This is a genomic window from Amycolatopsis sp. NPDC003676, assembly GCF_053587275.1.
Window position 1 is genome coordinate 1 of sequence record NZ_JBSFNS010000046.1, and the last position, 17,645, is coordinate 17,645.

At 68.0% G+C, this 17,645-nt stretch carries 20 protein-coding genes; 13 read left to right on the top strand and 7 right to left on the bottom strand.

The window, feature by feature from the left end; genetic code table 11:
- Window positions 1–329: 329 nt before the first annotated feature.
- Window positions 330–887, bottom strand: coding sequence for a cysteine hydrolase family protein (locus ACWDNU_RS25005; protein ID WP_449670682.1), 558 nt, complete (start codon window positions 885–887; stop codon window positions 330–332).
- A 71-nt stretch (window positions 888–958) separates the two neighbouring features.
- Here ACWDNU_RS25005 and ACWDNU_RS25010 point away from each other — a divergent pair, with 71 nt between their 5' ends.
- Window positions 959–1,957 (top strand): GlxA family transcriptional regulator, encoded by a 999-nt coding sequence (locus ACWDNU_RS25010; RefSeq protein WP_370934662.1) that lies wholly within the window; start codon window positions 959–961, stop codon window positions 1,955–1,957.
- Complete coding sequence (locus ACWDNU_RS25015) at window positions 1,930–2,703, top strand: enoyl-CoA hydratase-related protein (RefSeq protein WP_370934663.1); 774 nt, start codon at window positions 1,930–1,932, stop codon at window positions 2,701–2,703. The genes ACWDNU_RS25010 and ACWDNU_RS25015 overlap by 28 nt, the downstream gene beginning before the upstream one ends.
- Window positions 2,704–2,906: 203 nt before the next feature.
- Here ACWDNU_RS25015 and ACWDNU_RS25020 read toward each other — a convergent pair whose 3' ends face one another.
- Window positions 2,907–3,446: an NUDIX domain-containing protein gene (locus ACWDNU_RS25020; RefSeq protein WP_449670683.1), complete on the bottom strand. Its 540-nt coding sequence runs from the start codon at window positions 3,444–3,446 to the stop codon at window positions 2,907–2,909.
- A gap of 93 nt (window positions 3,447–3,539) precedes the next feature.
- On the opposite strand from ACWDNU_RS25020, the gene nucS reads away from it, so the two are divergent.
- Complete coding sequence (gene nucS, locus ACWDNU_RS25025; protein ID WP_370934680.1) at window positions 3,540–4,199, top strand: endonuclease NucS; 660 nt, start codon at window positions 3,540–3,542, stop codon at window positions 4,197–4,199.
- A gap of 6 nt (window positions 4,200–4,205) precedes the next feature.
- Here the strand turns inward: nucS and ACWDNU_RS25030 are convergent, their stop codons facing one another.
- Window positions 4,206–4,790 (bottom strand): flavodoxin family protein, encoded by a 585-nt coding sequence (locus ACWDNU_RS25030; RefSeq protein WP_449670684.1) that lies wholly within the window; start codon window positions 4,788–4,790, stop codon window positions 4,206–4,208.
- Window positions 4,791–4,879: 89 nt separating this feature from the next.
- On the opposite strand from ACWDNU_RS25030, the gene ACWDNU_RS25035 reads away from it, so the two are divergent.
- Window positions 4,880–5,596 (top strand): TetR/AcrR family transcriptional regulator, encoded by a 717-nt coding sequence (locus ACWDNU_RS25035; protein ID WP_370934682.1) that lies wholly within the window; start codon window positions 4,880–4,882, stop codon window positions 5,594–5,596.
- Between the two features lie 50 nt (window positions 5,597–5,646).
- On the opposite strand, the gene ACWDNU_RS25040 is transcribed toward ACWDNU_RS25035, so the two are convergent.
- Window positions 5,647–6,078 (bottom strand): hypothetical protein, encoded by a 432-nt coding sequence (locus ACWDNU_RS25040; protein ID WP_370934683.1) that lies wholly within the window; start codon window positions 6,076–6,078, stop codon window positions 5,647–5,649.
- A 313-nt stretch (window positions 6,079–6,391) separates the two neighbouring features.
- On the opposite strand from ACWDNU_RS25040, the gene ACWDNU_RS25045 reads away from it, so the two are divergent.
- The 7 genes from ACWDNU_RS25045 to ACWDNU_RS25075 all read left to right on the top strand — a co-directional run bounded on the left by ACWDNU_RS25045 (window position 6,392) and on the right by ACWDNU_RS25075 (window position 13,696).
- Window positions 6,392–8,089, top strand: coding sequence for a sodium:solute symporter family protein (locus tag ACWDNU_RS25045; RefSeq protein ID WP_344272323.1), 1,698 nt, complete (start codon window positions 6,392–6,394; stop codon window positions 8,087–8,089).
- A gap of 10 nt (window positions 8,090–8,099) precedes the next feature.
- Window positions 8,100–8,375 (top strand): hypothetical protein, encoded by a 276-nt coding sequence (locus ACWDNU_RS25050; protein WP_449670685.1) that lies wholly within the window; start codon window positions 8,100–8,102, stop codon window positions 8,373–8,375.
- Window positions 8,376–8,422: 47 nt separating this feature from the next.
- On the top strand, window positions 8,423–9,427 hold the full coding sequence (locus ACWDNU_RS25055) for a hypothetical protein (RefSeq protein WP_449670686.1): 1,005 nt from the start codon (window positions 8,423–8,425) through the stop codon (window positions 9,425–9,427).
- 78 nt (window positions 9,428–9,505) lie between these two features.
- Complete coding sequence (dhaK, locus tag ACWDNU_RS25060) at window positions 9,506–10,507, top strand: dihydroxyacetone kinase subunit DhaK (protein ID WP_449670687.1); 1,002 nt, start codon at window positions 9,506–9,508, stop codon at window positions 10,505–10,507.
- Window positions 10,507–11,130, top strand: coding sequence for a dihydroxyacetone kinase subunit DhaL (dhaL, locus tag ACWDNU_RS25065; RefSeq protein ID WP_449670688.1), 624 nt, complete (start codon window positions 10,507–10,509; stop codon window positions 11,128–11,130). Before dhaK ends, dhaL begins: the two co-directional genes overlap by 1 nt.
- A complete protein-coding gene (gene dhaM, locus ACWDNU_RS25070) occupies window positions 11,127–11,813 on the top strand; it encodes a dihydroxyacetone kinase phosphoryl donor subunit DhaM (protein WP_449670689.1) in 687 nt (228 codons plus the stop codon). The genes dhaL and dhaM overlap by 4 nt, the downstream gene beginning before the upstream one ends.
- Window positions 11,814–11,929: 116 nt before the next feature.
- Window positions 11,930–13,696, top strand: coding sequence for a 3-hydroxyacyl-CoA dehydrogenase family protein (locus tag ACWDNU_RS25075; protein ID WP_449670690.1), 1,767 nt, complete (start codon window positions 11,930–11,932; stop codon window positions 13,694–13,696).
- Here ACWDNU_RS25075 and ACWDNU_RS25080 read toward each other — a convergent pair.
- Together ACWDNU_RS25080 and ACWDNU_RS25085 are read right to left on the bottom strand one after the other, a co-directional pair.
- Entirely contained in the window at window positions 13,690–14,124 is a 435-nt protein-coding gene (locus ACWDNU_RS25080) for a GNAT family N-acetyltransferase (RefSeq protein ID WP_370934690.1), read from the bottom strand. The genes ACWDNU_RS25075 and ACWDNU_RS25080 overlap by 7 nt on opposite strands.
- Before the next feature lie 27 nt (window positions 14,125–14,151).
- Window positions 14,152–15,093, bottom strand: coding sequence for a hypothetical protein (locus tag ACWDNU_RS25085; RefSeq protein ID WP_449670691.1), 942 nt, complete (start codon window positions 15,091–15,093; stop codon window positions 14,152–14,154).
- A gap of 148 nt (window positions 15,094–15,241) precedes the next feature.
- Between ACWDNU_RS25085 and ACWDNU_RS25090 the strand changes: the two genes are divergently transcribed.
- Window positions 15,242–15,646, top strand: a complete 405-nt coding sequence (locus tag ACWDNU_RS25090) for a winged helix-turn-helix transcriptional regulator (RefSeq protein WP_449670692.1) — start codon at window positions 15,242–15,244, stop codon at window positions 15,644–15,646.
- Between the two features lie 45 nt (window positions 15,647–15,691).
- On the opposite strand, the gene ACWDNU_RS25095 is transcribed toward ACWDNU_RS25090, so the two are convergent.
- Complete coding sequence (locus tag ACWDNU_RS25095) at window positions 15,692–16,207, bottom strand: Lrp/AsnC family transcriptional regulator (protein ID WP_449670693.1); 516 nt, start codon at window positions 16,205–16,207, stop codon at window positions 15,692–15,694.
- A 59-nt stretch (window positions 16,208–16,266) separates the two neighbouring features.
- On the opposite strand from ACWDNU_RS25095, the gene ACWDNU_RS25100 reads away from it, so the two are divergent.
- Window positions 16,267–17,379, top strand: coding sequence for a trans-sulfuration enzyme family protein (locus ACWDNU_RS25100; RefSeq protein WP_449670694.1), 1,113 nt, complete (start codon window positions 16,267–16,269; stop codon window positions 17,377–17,379).
- The last annotated feature ends 266 nt before the right edge of the window (window positions 17,380–17,645 follow it).

Genomic DNA, 17,645 nt, shown 5'->3' on the forward strand with positions numbered 1-17,645 from the left:
GTCAAGGCATCTTTCCCGCCTTGACAAGCACCCCCAGACCGCAGGGACGCTTCATATCGGGGTGCGGGGGAGGGGCTGGGTGCCTCGATAGCGGGTGCACGGGTGCCGGTTTGTTGGTGGGGCGGGCTGGGTGCCTCGATCGTTGGGTGCGCGGGCTGCGGTTCATGGTTGGGGTTAGCGCCCCAATGTGGCGTTGGGTGCATGCGACGCACCCAACGCCACATTGGGTGCGCGGGACGCAACCAATGCCGCATTGGGGCGCATCCTGGCGGGTGCTGGGTGGGTTGTGAGGGGAACCCTGAGGGAATCAGCGTTCGTGAGGGTGGCCCTCACGGAATGGTGGACAGGATTTCCTTGGTGTTTTTCACTGTTGCGAAGCCGCCGCCGTGGAGGTTTGTCGCGGTTGCTCGGGACAGTTCTTCTCCGGTCAGGGTGGTGCCGTCTGGGCCTTCCAATGCGAAGGTGAAGGTGGCGTCCAGGGCGAAAGTGACGTCGTAGCCTAGGTTTCCGCCCATGCGGGCGGTGGTTTCGCAGCAGAAGTTGGTTTGGATTCCGGCCAGGACGAAGCTCTTGATGCCTCGGGTTTTGAACCAGGCGTCCAGGTCGATGTCGCCCAGGAAGGCGGAGTTCACCTTCTTTCCGAAGACCAGGTCAGGGCGGGCGTTGGCTAGTTCGGGCTTGAAGTCGTTGCCTGGCTGGCCTGGGCGCAGGGGCGAATCGGGCTTGATGGAGTCGTGGTGGACCAGCACGACGGGGGCGCGCCGATCCTGCCAAGACTGCAGCAGCGCTTGGATGTTCGCTTCGGCGTCAGGGTTGTTGCGCGGGCCCCAGAAGTCGGCGTCGTCGAAGCCTTGTTGGACGTCGATCAGCAGCAATGCGGTGGTCATGAGCTCGATTTTGGCGGTGACCGCGGCAAAGGGGGAGTGGCATAAGAGGCGCGATGCGGTACTTTTCTGCCATGCGCACGATCGGGGTGCTGCTCTTGCCGGGCAGCCGGATGTTCGACCTGGCGGTGATCGCGGAGGTGTGGGCTCAGGACCGCACCGACAGTGGGATCGGTCCGTTCACGGTGCGCGTGTGTGCGCCTGGGCGGGGGCGGACGCGGGTGTCGCCGTTCGGGGAAGTTGTTGCGACGCATGGGCTTTCCGGGCTGGATGAGTGTGACCTGATTCTCGCGCCGGGGCGTGACGATCCGTTGGCTGAGGTGCCTGCCGCCGCGCGAAGTGCGCTTCGGCGGGCTCATCGGGGTGGGGCAACGGTTGCTGGGCTTTGTTCTGGGGCGTTCACGCTCGCTGCTGCGGGCCTGCTTGACGGGCGGCCTGCTACTACGCATTGGCGTGATCTGGACGCGCTCGCGACAGCTGCGCCGGCGGCGGAGCTTCGGCGTGACGTGTTGTACACCGAGCAGGACGGCGTGCTTACGTCGGCGGGGGTTGTTGGGGGTCTTGATCTTTGCCTGCATCTGGTGCGGCGTGATCATGGGGCGGATGTTGCGGCGCGGCTCGCTCGCCGTCTGGTGATGCCGCCGGTTCGGGAAGGCGGGCAGCGGCAGTATGCGGAGACTCCGTTGCCTGCCAATGCTTCGCGGCCTGGGATTGCGTCCACAATGGACTGGGCGATGACTCGGCTCGCCGAGGAGATAGGGGTGCCGGATCTGGTGGAGCACGCGGGGATGAGTCCTCGGACTTTTCATCGCGAGTTCGCCGCCGCTACGGGCAGCACGCCTGGGCGGTGGCTGCTCGTCCAGCGGGTGCAGCATGCGCAGCGGCTGCTGGAAACTACCGATCTGCCGGTCGCGCGGGTGGCGGAGCGGGCGGGGCTCGGCAGTGCTGCGAACCTGCGGCGCAGGCTGCGGGCGGAGGTGGGGGTCGGACCGGATTCGTATCGGCGCACTTTCCGCATCCCGGTCAGCGGGGTTACGGTCGGGGCATGGGCGAGTACGAGCACATCCTCGTAAAGCGGGACGGCGACACGGTCACCATCACGATGAACCGCGCGGCGCGGCGCAATTCGCTGTCCGCCGAGCATCTCGGCGAGTTGCTCGCCGCGTTCCGTGCGGCGGGCGAGTCCGATGCGACCGGCATCGTGCTGGCGGGGGCGGGGCCGGTGTTCTCCGCCGGACACGACTTCGGCGACGTCGCCGCGCGTGACCTCATGGGGGTGCGCGAGCTGCTCACCCTCTGCACGACGCTCATGCGGACGATGGAATCAGTGCCGCAGGTGGTGATCGCGCGGGTGCACGGACTGGCGACGGCTGCGGGGTGTCAGCTGGTGGCGTCGTGCGATCTGGCGGTCGCGGCGGAGTCTTCGGGGTTCGCGCTGCCGGGCGGGAAGGGCGGCTGGTTCTGCCACACGCCCGCGGTGCCGGTGGCGCGCGCGATCGGACGGAAACGCCTGATGGAACTGGCTTTGACCGGCGACGTGGTCGACGCGGCGACGGCGTTGGACTGGGGATTGGTCAACCGCGTGGTCCCGGACGACTCCCTGGACGAGGCGGTCGCGGACCTGCTCGGCCGCGCGACCCGCGGCAGCCGGGCCAGCAAGGCGATGGGGAAGCAGACTCTGTACGCCCAGCTGGACCGTCCGGAAGCCGACGCGTACGCGATCGCCGTCGAGGTGATGGCGTCGGCTTCGCAACTGCCGGGCGCGCGTGAGGGGATGGCGGCGTTCCTGGAGAAGCGCAAGCCCGACTGGACGGATTGATTCCGCGCCCTGGCCTCGGTTTCGTGCCGCCCCAATGTGGCATTGGGTGCGTCTGACGCACCGAACGCCACATTGGGTGCGTGGGGTGCACCGAACGCCGCATTGGGTGCGTGGGGTGCACCGAATGCCGCATTGGGTGCATCTGACGCACCCAATGCGGCATTGGGGCAGCAGCGTCGGAGCCGCCGGTGCCGTGAAGGCGGTCAGCGGCGTTCGTGCAGCAGCAACAACGTGTACGCCGCCACCGACTGCGCGTCCGAGAACTCCCCGGTGGAGATCATCTTCTCCACCTCGGTCCGGCTGAACCACGCCGTCCGCATGTCCTGTTCCTCCAGTTCCCGCTCCGGCTCGCCCTCCGTGAGGCCGGTCGCGAGATAGACATGCCCGCGCTGGCTGGTCAGGCCGGGCGCGACGTCGAGCATTCCCAGTTCCGTGAACGTCGACGCCCGCAACCCGGTCTCCTCCCGCAATTCCCGCTGCGCCAGCTCGGCGGGCGGGGTCTCGGCGAGGTCGGGCGCGGTGCCCTGCGGGAATTCCCATCGCCGCATCCCGACCGGGTACCGGAACTGATCGACCAGGTGCAGCCGGTCGCCGTCGAGGGGGATGACCAGTGCGTAGGTCGGTTTGTCGACGACGCCGTAGATGCCGTCGCTGCCGTCGGCGCGGCGGATGGCGTCCTCTCGCACCGTCATCCAGTTGTTCCGGTACACCTCGCGGGTCGCGACACGCTGAATGGGGTCCACCTCGCCAGTATCACCGAGACTGTCCTACCCTCGGCGGGTGCGTCTCGTGCTCCCTTCCCAGCAAGCCAGCCCGCTCCGTGCGGGGCGGGTCCGATGAGGCTCGTCGTCGCCCGGTGCCAGGTCGACTACGTCGGCAGGCTGACCGCGCATCTCCCGATGGCCAACCGCGTCCTGATGGTGAAGGCCGACGGTTCGGTGCTCGTGCACTCCGACGGCGGCTCGTACAAGCCGCTGAACTGGATGTCGCCGCCGTGCTGGCTCATCGAGGACCCGGACATCTGGACGGTCCAGAACAAGGCCGGCGAGAAACTCGTCATCACGCTCGCCGAGGTCATGCACGATTCGAAGCACGAACTCGGCGTCGACCCTGGCCTGCAGAAGGACGGCGTGGAAGCGCACCTGCAGGAACTGCTCGCCGAGCACATCAAAACCCTCGGCGACGGCTACACGCTGGTCCGCCGCGAATACCCGACCGCGATCGGCCCGGTGGACATCATGGCCCGCGACGCCAACGGCGGTTCGGTCGCCGTGGAAATCAAGCGCCGCGGCGAAATCGACGGTGTCGAGCAGTTGACCCGGTACCTCGAACTCCTCAACCGCGACCCGCTGCTCGCCCCGGTGCAGGGCGTGTTCGCGGCGCAGGTGATCAAGCCGCAGGCGCGCGTCCTCGCCGAGGACCGCGGGATCCGCTGCCTGGTCCTGGACTACGACGCGTTGCGCGGCACGGATTCCGACGAGTTCCGGCTGTTCTGACGGCGGTCAGGAAGCGATCGGCTGCTGATACCGCAGCGCCTGGGTCGCGACCCGCGCTCCGAGGTGGCGCGCCGTGGCGAGGTCCGCGGCGTGGACGGCGTCCGGGCCCTGGTCGTTCCACGTTTGCGCGCCCGCGCCGAGGTAGAAGCCGAGCCGGTTGTCGTCGTGTTCGCTGCTGGTGGTGGTGTTCCAGCCGGGCATCAGGCCGAGGCTGACCCAGTGCATGCCGTGCTGCGCGGCGAGCAGCGCGAGGTACTGCAGCGTGTGCAGTTTGTCGCCGCTCATCGATCCGGAGTTGGTGAACCCGGACGCGAGTTTGTCCAGCCAGCGCTGGGTCATCCAGCGCTTCGAGGTCGCCTCGGCGAACGCGTGGAATTTCCCGGAAGCCGATCCCATGTAGGTCGGGGTGCCGAAGACGATCGCGTCGGCGGCGTCGAGGGTTTCCCACTTCGCGTCGGACATCTCGGCTACGTCGACCAGGTCGACGCGAGCTCCGGGCACTGATTCGACACCCGCGCCGACGGCCTTCGCGAGCTCGAGCGTGTGCCCGTATCCGGAGTAGTAGGCGATGGCGACGTGCACAGAAGGCATGAGCTGATCCTTTCGGTGTTGACGTTGATAACGCTATTACCGTGACAGCGTCAGTGTCAACGTCAACAGAATTCTGTTATCGTCGGCACATGGCAGTGGAGGACCAGCGCGAGCGCATCCTGAGCGAAGCGGTGAAATTGCTGACCGCGGCCGGACCGTCGGGGCTGTCCACCCGGGCTGTCGCGACGGCGGCCGGAGTGCAAACACCCACGCTGTACCGGCTTTTCGCGGACAAGGACGGGCTGCTCGACGCCGTGGCCACCTTCGGGTTCGAGAGCTACCTCGCGGAAAAACGCGCGTTCGAACCCGGTGACGACCCGATCGACGACCTGCGCCGCGGCTGGGACGTGCACGTCGCGTTCGGGCTGGCCAACCCCGCGATCTACGCGCTGATGTACGGAAGCGTCCGGCCGGGCAGCCGGCCCGCGGCAGTCGCGGAAAACCGGGCCATCCTGTGCGGCATGCTCGAACGCGCCAACGCCCAAGGCCTGCTCCGGACCTCGGTCGAGGCGGCCGCGGTGGCCATCGAGGCGTCCACGACCGGCGCGGTTCTGCACCTGCTCGCCCAGCCGGAAGAAACGCGGGATGTCGAGTTGATCCGGCCGTTGCGCGACATCGTGCTCAACGCGCTGACCGAGCAAGACGCACCTGAGGAGAGTTCCCCGATCGCCGACCGTGCGCAGGCATTGCTCGGGATCGTCACGCCCACTAAAGACGCCGACCCGGTGACCGACGCGGGCTTCAGCGTCTCCGAAGCCGGTCTGCTGCGCGAATGGCTCGCCCGGCTCGAAGAGGCCAGCCGGTAACTGAAAAGGGCTCCCGACCCAGGTCGGGAGCCCTCAGTTCAGTGCATACGTCAGATCGTCGATCCGGGTTGCGGGGCAGCCGGACCAGCCGCGCCCCGGCGCTGCGCCGCCTTCGCCTCGAACCAGTCCTTGACCTGTTGCTGGAACAGCGTCGTCACCACCAGCCCGGCCAGCACCAGCCCCACGAGCGCCTGCGGGCTGCCGGACACCAGGTTGATCAGCCCGCCGATCGCGGACAGCCCCTCGCACACCAGCAGCGCCCACCGGCCCCAGTCGTAGCCGAGCAGGATCGCGATGCCGGACGCCAGCAGTCCGGCGGCGAAGACGTAGGACAGGAATTCGATCAGGTACAGGACCCCGGCCGGGTCTTGGCCGTGGTCCACCCATCTCGCGATCTCCAACTGGGCGAAGATGCCGAATATGCCGTTGAGCAGCGCCTGAAGGAACACGAACACGAGCGCGCCGCGCAGTCGTCCTGGCATGCGGAGAGGGGAAGCGGGACCGGTCATCACAGGGGAGTCCTTTCCGGGGTCCTCGAAGGTTCCGGGATCTTATGGGCGGCGACGGGGAACCCTCCCGGATCGGGTGAATCTGTGACCTTGGTGAGTCCTTGTCCGGTGATGCGACAGGACTCAACACGGGTGCTTCCGGGCACGCGGAATGCACAGGTCAGCGGCAGGTTGGTGAAAAACCGCGGTGTCGGGGTGCCTGTTCGGAATCCATGCAGTACTGTCCCGGTCTGACAGGAACGATGGTGTTTTCTGTGTGAGAATGTTTGATTCGGAGGTGGCAGGGGTGCCGTTCCTCGCCGACGCGAACTTGCGGCTCGACGCGAGTCCGATCGACTACATCGAGTTGGCGTTCTATTTCGTCCTGGTGCTCGGTATCGGCGCTCTCGCCCGAAGGCAGGTGTCGAGCAGCCTCGACTTCCTGCTGTCGGGCCGGTCGCTGCCCGCGTGGGTCACCGGCCTGGCGTTCATTTCCGCGAACCTCGGCGCGGTCGAGGTCATGGGCATGTCCGCCAACGGCGTCCTCTACGGCCTGCCGACGGTCCACTACTTCTGGATCGGCGCCATCCCGGCGATGCTGTTCCTCGGCCTCGTGATGATGCCGTTCTACTACGGCTCCAAGGTCCGCAGCGTGCCCGAGTTCATGCGCCGCCGGTTCGGGCCGACCGCGCATCTCGTCAACGGCATCAGCTTCGCCGCGGCGCAGATCCTCATCGCGGGCGCGAACCTGTTCCTGCTGGCCAGCGTCGTGAACCTGCTGCTGGGCTGGCCGCTGTGGGTGTCGATCGTCATCGCCGCCGCCATCGTGCTCGGCTACACCGCGCTGGGCGGGCTGTCCGCCGCGATCTACAACGAGGTGCTGCAGTTCTTCGTGATCGTCGTGGCGCTGCTGCCGCTCACCATCGTCGGCCTGGTCAAGGTCGGCGGCTGGCAGGGCCTGGTCGACAAGATCACGCACAGCCCCGGCGGCACCGCGCAGCTGCACTCCTGGCCGGGCGACAACCTGACCGGCTTCGGCAACAACTTCCTGTCCGTCCTCGGCATCGTGTTCGGCCTCGGCTTCGTGCTGTCGTTCGGCTACTGGACGACGAACTTCGTCGAGGTCCAGCGCGCGATGGCGTCGAAGAGCATGTCGGCCGCGCGGCGCACGCCGATCATCGGCGCGTTCCCGAAGATGCTGGTGCCGTTCATCGTCATCATCCCCGGCATGATCGCCGGCGTCGTGGTGCCGGAGTACTTGCAGGACAAGGGACTTCTGCTCGCGGACAAACCGGCCACGAGCGGGGTCACCGCGAACAACGCGCTCCTGCTGCTGATGCGCGACCTGCTGCCCAACGGCATCCTCGGCATCGCGATCGCCGGTCTGCTCGCGTCGTTCATGGCGGGCATGGCGGCGAACCTCAGCTCGTTCAACACCGTGTTCACGTACGACATCTGGCAGACGTACGTGAAGAAGGACAAGCCGGACGGCTACTACCTGAACCTCGGCCGCAAGACCACGGTCGTCGCGACGGTCCTGGCCATCGGCACCGCGTTCGTCGCGTCGCAGTCCGCGAACATCCTGACCTACCTGCAGGACCTGTTCTCGTTCTTCAACGCGCCGCTGTTCGCCACGTTCATCCTCGGCATGTTCTGGAAGCGGATGACCGCGGCCGCCGGGTGGATCGGCCTGGTGGCCGGTACCGCGTCGGCGATCACCATCTGGGCGCTCTCGCAGCTGGACGTGCTTTCCCTTGCCGGTCAGGGCACCAGCTTCGTGGCGGCGGGCACCGCGTTCGTCGTCGACATCGTGGTGAGCATCGGGGTTTCGCTGGCCACTCAGCCGAAGCCGGACGCGCAGCTGGTCGGCCTGGTCTACTCGCTCACGCCGCGCGACGCGCTCAAGCACGACAACACCGGCGAGAACGCGGGCTGGTACCGCAAGCCGGGTCTGCTGGCCGGCATCGTCCTCGTGATCACCATCGCCCTCAACATCATCTTCTGAGGAGGCCCGCATGACCGAGAAAACCTCGCGGCCGCACAAGGCGGGCGCCTTCGACATCCGGCTGATCATCGCGCTGCTGCTCGGCGTCTACGGCGTGATCCTCACGATCATGGGCGCCGGGTTCACCAGCGACGCCGATCTGAAGAAGGCCGCCGACGTGAACATCAACCTCTGGTCGGGCATCGGCCTGCTGGTGGTGACCGCGTTGTTCGTGCTGTGGGCGGTGCTGCGGCCGCTGGTCGTGCCGCCGTCCACGGAAACGACGGAAAGCTCACCCGCCGAATAACCGGGTTGTTCCCACGTCCGGCAACCTAGCCCGCTAGGTTGCCGGACGTGGTGCACGATCGCCGGTTCGGCCGGTTCCTGAAGTTGTCCGCCCTGGTCGCCGCGGGCATCGTCGCGGCGTCCGCTGTGTCCGCGTGCGGCGGCCCGAATCTGGGCAAGGAGAACTTCGCGCGCACGACCGTCCCCGCCGCCGGGGACGGCGCCGCGACTTCCGGCCCCATCACCGATCCCGCGGTCGCCCCGGCCGTCCTGCGCGACCTGCTGCCGTGCCAGTTCGTGGACAAGACCGCGATGAGCCCGCTCGGCACGATGCAGGGCGAGGCGACGGCGTCGAGCACGCAGTTCGACTCCTGCGTCGCCAAGGCGAACGACCCAGGCGGCAAGGAAATCCGCGCGAGCGTCGAGGTCGGCGGCATCGTGACGTTCGCTTCGGACAAGACCACCGGTGCGGTCGGCGGCCTGCCGCAGGTCGAGGTGCCCGACCTCGGCGGCGGGTCCGGCTGCGTGGTCAGCGCGCTGACCGCGCGGAACCCGACCTTCGGGGTGTCCTTCCGGATCGACTACACCGGTGGCGACGCCTGCGCGGCCGGCCGCAAGCTCGTCGCGACGGCCGTCGAGAAACTGCACAACAACCCGCAGAAGTACACGCCAGGCCCGGGCTCGCTGCTGGCTGTCGATCCGTGCACGGTGCTCGACACCGCCGCGGTGGACGGCGTCGTGAAGGGCGGGACGCCAAGGGCGTCCGGGCTGCACTCGTGCGAATGGGGCCTCATCCCGAGCGTCCGGGTCACGATGTTCCCCGGCATCGCGCCGTCCGAGGGCGACGGCTGGCTGAAGGCCGACGTCGGCACGCCGAACCAGGCGTACGCGAAGCAGGGCACCTCCGGATCGAGCTGCCAGGTCAAATGGCAGCACCGGCAGTGGAAGGAAGACCACGTCGAGGTTGTCCAGCTGGAGTACACGAACTCCGACGCGCAGGCGGACAAGGACGACCCGTGCGGCAAGACCGTCGGGCTGGCCAAGCAGCTGGCCGGGAAACTGCCCAAGGCGTGACCAGGGGGCGCTTTGCGGCGGGCCGGGCGACCTCATAGGTTGGGGCAGTCCACGACGCCGAGGTGCCGGAGGTCCGCCATGAAGAAGATCATCAACGATCCGGCGGCCGTTGTCGCCGAATCGCTGAGAGGGCTCGCGGTCGCGCACGCGGACCTGCTGCGCGTGCGCGACGATCCGGCGTTGGTCGTGCGCGCGGACGCGCCGGTGGCGGGCAAGGTCGCGGTGGTCTCCGGCGGCGGGTCCGGGCACGAACCGCTGCACGGCGGGTTCGTCGGGCCAGGGATGCTCGACGCCGCGGTGCCCGGTCCGGTGTTCACCTCGCCGACCCCGGACGCGGTGCAGGGCGCGATCGCCGCCACCACCGGTCCGGCCGGTGCGCTGCTGATCGTGAAGAACTACACCGGCGACGTGCTGAACTTCGAGACCGCCGCCGAACTGGCCGCGGCCGAGGACCTGGACGTGCGCAGCGTGGTCATCGACGACGACGTGGCGGTCAAGGATTCCACGTTCACCGCCGGGCGGCGCGGCGTCGGCGGAACCGTGCTGCTGGAGAAGATCACTGGCGCGGCGGCCGAGCGCGGCGATTCGCTGGATGCGGTGGAAGCGTTGGCGCGCAAGGTGATCGGGCAGGTGCGGTCGATCGGGGTGGCGCTGTCCGCGCCGACCGTTCCGCACGTCGGCGAGCCGAGTTTCGACCTCGGCGACAACGAAATCGAATTCGGCATCGGCATCCACGGCGAGCCCGGCCGCGAGCGGATCCCCGCCGTGCCGGCCGACGCGCTGGTCGCCCGGATGGTCGAGGCCGTGGTGTCCGACCTGCCGTTCTCCGCCGGCGACAAGGTGCTGCTGTTCACCAACTCGATGGGCGGCACGCCGCAGCTGGAGCTGTACCTCGCGCACGGCATCGCCGAGCGGCTGCTGGCCGAGCGCGGCATCCTGGTCGAGCGCAGGCTGGTCGGCCCGTACATCACGAGCCTGGAAATGCAGGGCATCAGCCTGACCCTGCTGAAATTGGACGACGAGCTTACGCAGCTGTGGGACGCGCCGGTGCGCACGCCCGCGCTGCGGTGGGGGATCTGATGGCCTGCACTGCCGAAGGGGTCGCGGCCGCGGTGCGCGCCGCCGCCGAAGTGATCGCCGAACACCGCACCGAACTGGTGGACCTCGACCGTGCGATCGGCGACGCCGACCACGGCGAGAACATGAGCCGGGGCTTCACCGCGATCGTCTCCGCGCTGGAGACCGCGGTGCCGGAAACGCCGGCCGGGGTGGTGAAACTCGCTGCCACCACACTGATTTCCAAGGTCGGCGGCGCGGCCGGACCGCTTTACGGCACGGCTTTCCTGCGTGCGTCGGCGAAGCTCGGCGACGCGGCGGAGATCGACGTTCCGCTGCTGCTGGACGCATTGCGCGCGGCCTTGGAAGGCGTGCAAGCGCGCGGCAAGGCGGTCGGAGGCGACGCGACGATGGTCGACGCGCTGATCCCGGCCATCTCGGCGGCTGAAGGCGCTGCCGACGGCACCATCGCCGATGTGCTCACCGCGGCGGCGGACGGGGCCGACCGCGGCGCGGAGTCCACTGTGGACTTGATCCCGCGCAAGGGCCGCGCCTCGTACCTCGGGGAACGCGCGGTCGGACACATGGATCCGGGTGCCCGTTCGACAGCTCTGCTGCTGCGCGCGTTCGCGGAGGCCGCCCGGTGACCGTCGGAATCGTTCTTGTGTCGCACAGCGCGAAACTGGCCGAAGGACTGGCCGAACTGGCTGCTCAGATGGCCCCGGACGTCCGGATCGTTCCGGCGGGCGGGCTGCCCGACGGCGGCGGCATCGGCACCGACTACGACGAGGTCGTGGCCGCCACCCAACGCGCCGATTCCGGCGACGGCGTGGTGCTGCTGTACGACCTCGGCAGCGCGCAGATGACCGCTGAGCTGGCGGTAGAGTCGCTGGCCGATCCGTCCGCCGCGGTGGTCGTCGACGCACCGCTGGTGGAAGGCGCGGTGGCGGCGGCCGTCGCTGCGCAGGGCGGCGCGAACGCCAAGGCGGTGGGCGAGGCCGCGGCGAGTGCCGGGGTCGCGCCCGACCTGGCTTTCACCGAGGCTTCGGCGGCCAGCGAGGAAGGCGTGGTGGAGAAGGAATTCACGCTGACCAACGACGTCGGCCTGCACGCGCGCCCGGCCGCGGTCGTGGTGCGCAGCCTGGCCGAATTCGAGGCCGAGGTGTCGATCCGGCTGGGCGAGCAGGAGGCGGACGCGCACAGCGTGCTGGCGCTGATGTCCCTCGGTGCGCGGCAAGGCGACCGGATCGTGGTGCGGGCCCGCGGACTGCAGGCGAGCGAGGCGGTCGCGAAGGTGGCCGAGCTGGTGGAGGCGAACTTCGGGGAGTGACCTGCGGGTTTCCGACCGGGTGACTTCGCCCTGACTGACTCGATTCCGATGTGCTTTCGGGGGTCTCGCGTGGCACAGTGAGCGGCAATTACCAGCGGGTAACCTCTGGAGGCCTTGTGGCACGGGAAATCTCGACGGTCGGTGTGGTCGGTCTTGGCACGATGGGCGCGGGCATCGCGGAGGTGCTCGCCCGCAGCGGGCTCGACGTGATCGCGGTGGAACTGGACGAGGCGGGCGTCGAACGCGGCCTCGGCCATCTGCGGCATTCGACCGAACGGGCGCTCGCGGGCGGAAAGCTCGACGAGGCGGGCCGGGAGGCACTGCTGGGCCGGATCCGCGCCACCACCTCGCTCGCCGATCTGTCCGAAGTGGACCTGGTGATCGAGGCGATCCCGGAGAATCTCGCGGCGAAGGCCGAGGTGTTCACCCAGTTGGACCAGGTGACGCGGCCGGACGTGGTGTTCGCGTCCAATACGTCGTCGCTGTCCATCACCGAGATCGGCGTGCACACCGCGCGGCCGGGCAAGGTCGTCGGGATGCACTTCTTCAACCCGGCGCCGGTGCTGAAACTGGTCGAGGTCGTGCGCACGGTGGTGACGGAACCGGACGTGGTCTCCGACATCGTGGAATTCGCGCAGAAGCTGGGCAAATCGCCGGTGGTGATGGGCGACCGGGCCGGGTTCATCGCGAACGCGCTGCTGTTCGGCTACCTCAACCACGCGGTGCGGATGTACGAGCAGCGCTACGCGACTCGCGAAGATCTTGACGCGGCAATGCGATTCGGCTGCGGCTACCCGATGGGCCCGCTCGCGCTGCTCGATTTGATCGGGCTGGACACCGCGTACGAAATCCTCGACACGATGTACCACCAATCCCGCAACCGGCTGCACGCTCCCGCACCGCTGCTGAAGCAGATGATCACCGCGGGTCAACTGGGACGAAAGAGCGGCCACGGTTTTTACACCTACGACGCACCGGATTCGCCGGTGGTGGTGGATTCGGTCGCTTCGTCCGAAGTGGACTCTTCGGTGGCTCGCGAAGTGCGCACTGTCGGCGTGATCGGCACCGGGACCATGGCCACCGGCATCGCGGAAGTGTTCGCCAAGCGCGGTTTTGACGTCGTGCTGCGCGCGCGGAGCATGGAGAAGGCGCAAGCGTCGGTGGCGAAGGTGAAGAAGTCGCTCGACAAGGCCGTGGTGAAGGGCAAACTGTCCGAAGAGGACGCTGCCGCCGCGCTTGGCCGGATCCGCCCGGTGACGGAGTTCGAGGAACTCGCCGAGGTCGACCTGGTGGTCGAGGCGGTGGCCGAGGAGCTTTCCGTTAAGCAGGCGGTGTTTTCGGCTTTGGACGAGGTCGTCCGGCCAGGTGCGGTGCTCGCGACCACGACGTCCTCGCTGCCGGTCATCGAATGCGCGGCGGCGACCTCGCGTCCCGGCGACGTGGTCGGCCTGCACTTCTTCAACCCGGCGCCGGTGATGAAACTGGTGGAAGTGGTGTCGACGATCGCGACCGCCCCGGACGTCACCGCCACCGCGACCGCGGTGTGCGCGGCGGTCGGCAAACACCCTGTCCATTGCGGCGACCGGGCCGGATTCATCGTGAACGCGTTGTTGTTCCCGTATCTCAACGACGCGGTGAAAATGCTGGAGGCGCATTACGCCTCGGCGGACGACATCGACACCGCGATGAAGGTCGGCTGCGGGTTGCCGATGGGACCGTTCGAATTGCTGGACGTGGTCGGGCTGGACGTGTCGCTGGCGATCGAGCGGACTCTGTTCAACGAGTTCCGCGAAGAAGGCTTTGCTCCAGCGCCGTTGCTGGAGCACCTGGTGACCGCCGGACGATTGGGTCGCAAGACTGGCAAGGGATTCAAGGATTACTGACGCTTGTACGTGTAGAGAATGAAGCCGTCGTGGAATTTTCCTACCCGATCGTAAAGCGCGCGGGCCGGGGCGTCCTCGAGCGTATTCCAATAGAGCGACGGAAAACCGTGCTCCTCGGCGTCGCGGGCGACCCATTCGATCAACGCCGTCGCGACTCCCTTGCGCCGGACGTTCTCGGACACGAACAGGTCGGCGAGGTAGCACTTCCCGGAGTACCAGATGCTGGCGTGGAACAGGTAGTGCGCGATGCCGACCATCGCACCGTCCAGCTTGGCGGCGATCCCGCGGATCCGGTCGTCGTCAAGCAGGCGGCGCCAGGTCCGGTCGTAGCTTTCGTCGGCGCGCTCGACGTCGAAGTAGGCGTCTTTGCCGCGGGCGAGAGTTTCCCAGTCGCCGCGGTCGGATTCGGTCAGGAAGCTGATCTGCACCCGTCCATCTTGCGCTGCCGCGCGTAATCAGTGCAGGGGCAAGCTTTCGAGGGTGAACACCGGGCTGGTCGGCGGTTCACCGCGCAGGTACCCGTTCATCTGGGAGTTGCTCACCAGCAGCCGGTTCCCGCTCACGGCGACGCCGGTCGTGGTGTCGGCGCCAGGGTAGGTGCGGTCGCCGACGACGGTGGCCTGGGTGTAATCGCAGGACAGCCGCACAGTGGTGATCTCGTTGTTCACGGAGCGTGCGACGTACAGCGTGTTCCCGCGCAGCAGTATGCCGTCGGCGCTGGTCAGCGGCGGCGCGGCGATCTTGCGGATTTCGCCGGTCGCGAGGGTGAGCCGGTAGAGCGCGCCGCTGTACCAGTAGCCGATGATCAGCGATTTTCCGTCGGGGGTGGCGACGATGCCGTTGCCGTTGGACTGGCCGGCCACGTAGTCCGGCAGGCGATAGGCGGTCTGGAGAATCCGGTGGGCGCCGGTGGCCGGGCCGTGCACCTCGGCGGCCGGGATCCGGTAGAGCACGGGGCGGAACGAGTCGGTGACGTAGACGTCGCCGTGGGGTGTGACGGCTTCGTCGTTCACGAGGGTCTTCTCGCCCGAGTCGGGGACGCTATAGCTGGCAACGAGTTTCCCGGTGCTGGTGTAGGTGAACAAGCGCCCGGTGAAAGCTCCGGCGACCACCAGGCGATTGCCGCTGACCTTGATCCCCGCGACCTCGGTGCGGCCGTCGCGACCGCCGGGCAGGAAGGGATCGAGAGTCTTCGACCCGAGGCGCCCGCGGTAGACGGTGCCGTCGGCGATGCTGCCGGTGTAGACGTATCGGTTGTCGGTCGCGATGCTTTCGGGATAGGCGTTGGCGCCGTTGATGGTGATCGTGGCGGGGCTGCCTTCACGGGTTGCGGCCGTGGCGGGAACCGCGAAGGCAGCCAGGGCGGTGAGGGCGAGCAGCGCGGTGCGGGGGTACATCGTGGGAGCACCTTTCCGGTGTCGGCGGGACTTCCTGCCGCAGGCCTCCTGCGGCGTCGCGGTCCACGATGACCTGGCGACTTCCTATCGGGAAGTAGCCACTTTTTGGTAAGGTAGCCACCCGTCGGAAAGCAGTGAGGTGAGCGCTGTGGCAACCGCCAAGGCCGTGACGGGGACGACATCCTCGTGGGATCCGTACACGCGCGGATGCCCGTCCCGCGACCTCCTCGACCGGATCGGCGACAAGTGGTCGATCCTCGTGCTCGGCGAACTCGGCAAAGCGGGACCGTGCCGGTTCACCCAGCTGCGCAACCGATTGGCGGGAGTGAGCGAGAAGATGCTCACCCAGACGCTGCGCGCCCTCGAACGCGACGGCATCGTCCGGCGAACGGTGTACCCGACCGTGCCGGTGCGCGTGGAGTACGCACTGACTCCGTTGGGCGAGTCGCTGCGGGCACCTCTGAAGGCGCTCACGGAGTGGTCGGTGCTGCACTTGAATGAGGTTCTCGATGCCCGCGAGGAGTACGACAACCGCGCTGAGCAGTCCGGCTGAGCAGGGCTTGTTCTTGCTTTGCGTTGCGCGAGCCTGCCAGTCAGCTCATCGGTTGCGCTGGCGGATGCGCGCGCCCTGAGCGGGCTCGCCGTCCGGCGGCAGCAGCGGACCGCCTTGCCACTGCTGGAACACGAGGTTCGTGTGCACACGGGCGACCTCGTCGCGGGAGGTGAGTTCGTCCAGCACCAGCCGTTGCAATTCAGCGGCCGAGGTGGTGGCGACGTGCGCGAGGAAGTCGTCAGGCCCGGTCAGGTGGTAGACCGCGCGGATTTCCGGCAGCGCCAGCAGATGTTCCACGAACTGCTCCACCAGCGGCCGACGATGCGGCCGGACCTGCACGAACAGGAACGCCTCCAGCGGACGCCCCACCTTCGCCGCGTCGACCTTGGCGTGCTGGCCGGTGATCACGCCGGTCTCCCGGAGCCGCGCCACCCGGTCCAGACAGGTCGACGGCGCGAGCCCGACCGCCGCAGCCAGCTCCTTGTTCGACGTCCGGGCATCGTTCTGCAGCACCCGCAGAATCTCAAGATCAACCGTACTGAGTTCGACTGTGTCGGACATTCTCGAATCTTATCCGAGATTATTGCTTTGCGACCGTTGCTTGTCCGAACGTGACTGCCATGACTTCCGCCCTGCGCACCCGAGCCGTCCACGCCGGTCGCGACGATCTCGCCGACCTCGGTCTGCACGCCGCCCCGCTCGACTTCTCCACGACCTACCCCGCGCGCGACAGCGCCGAGGAGGCCCGCCGGATCGACGAATTCGCCGCGGGCGGGAACGTCACCGGCATCTACGGCCGGATCGGCAACCCGACCGTCGAACGGTTCGAGCAAGCGCTCGCGGAACTCGAAGGCTTCGATCACGCCGTAGCTTTCGCCAGCGGCATGGCGGCGGTCTCGGCGTGCCTGCTTTCCGCGGTGTCGCAAGGAAAACGCCACATCGTCGGCGTCCGCCCGCTGTACGGCTGCACCGATCACTTGCTGACCACCGGACTCCTGGGCACCGAGGTCACCTGGACCGCCCCCGAGGATGTCGCCGACGCATTGCGCCCCGACACCGGCCTGGTTTTCGTTGAAACGCCCGCGAACCCGACCCTGAGCGAACTGGACATCGCCACCCTGACCGAGGCGTGCGGCGACGTCCCGGTTTTGGTCGACAACACCTTCGCGACGCCGGTCCTGCAGCGTCCCGGCCGTCTCGGTGCCCGCATGGTGCTGCACAGCGCGACAAAGTTCCTGGGCGGCCATGGCGACGTCATGGGCGGCATCGTGGCTTGCGATGCGGAGGAAGCCGCGCGGTTGCGTTCCCTGCGCTTCGCCACCGGTGGTGTGCTGCACCCGCTCGCCGGATACCTGTTGCTGCGTGGCCTTTCGACACTCCCGCTGCGCGTCAAGGCCGCTTCGGAAACGGCCGCTGTTTTGGCTTCGCGGCTAGCCTCGCACCCCTCGGTGAGCACCGTGCACTACCCGAAACTGGGCGGCCCGCTGGTGGCCTTCGAGGTAACCGGCGACCCGCACGCGGTGATCGGCGCCGTCCGGCTGATCACGCCCGCGGTGAGCCTGGGCAGCGTGGACACCTTGATCCAGCACCCGGCTTCCCTGACGCACCGAATCGTCGCCGAGGACGACCGCACCGGCTCAGGCATCACGCACGGTTTGCTGCGGCTTTCGGCCGGGCTGGAGGATGTTGAGGACTTGTGGCTTGATCTGGATCAGGCTCTGAAGGGTTGCTGAGCGATTCGGCTCCGGTCGGGCTGACGGCGAATGCCGCGGCCCGACTCGGTGCCGATGAACTGCAGCAGCCGCCTCCGCCGCATCCTCCGCCAGTCGGTGCGGGTGCGGAGGCTGAGCCGGTGAGCGTGCTCGCGCTGATCAGCTGCAGCAACCGCCTTCGCAGCACCCTCCGCCAGCGGGTGCGAGTGCGGGTGCGGAGGCTGAGCCGGTGAGCGCGCTCGCGCCGATCAGCTATAGCAACCGCCTCCGCCAGCCGGTGCGGATGC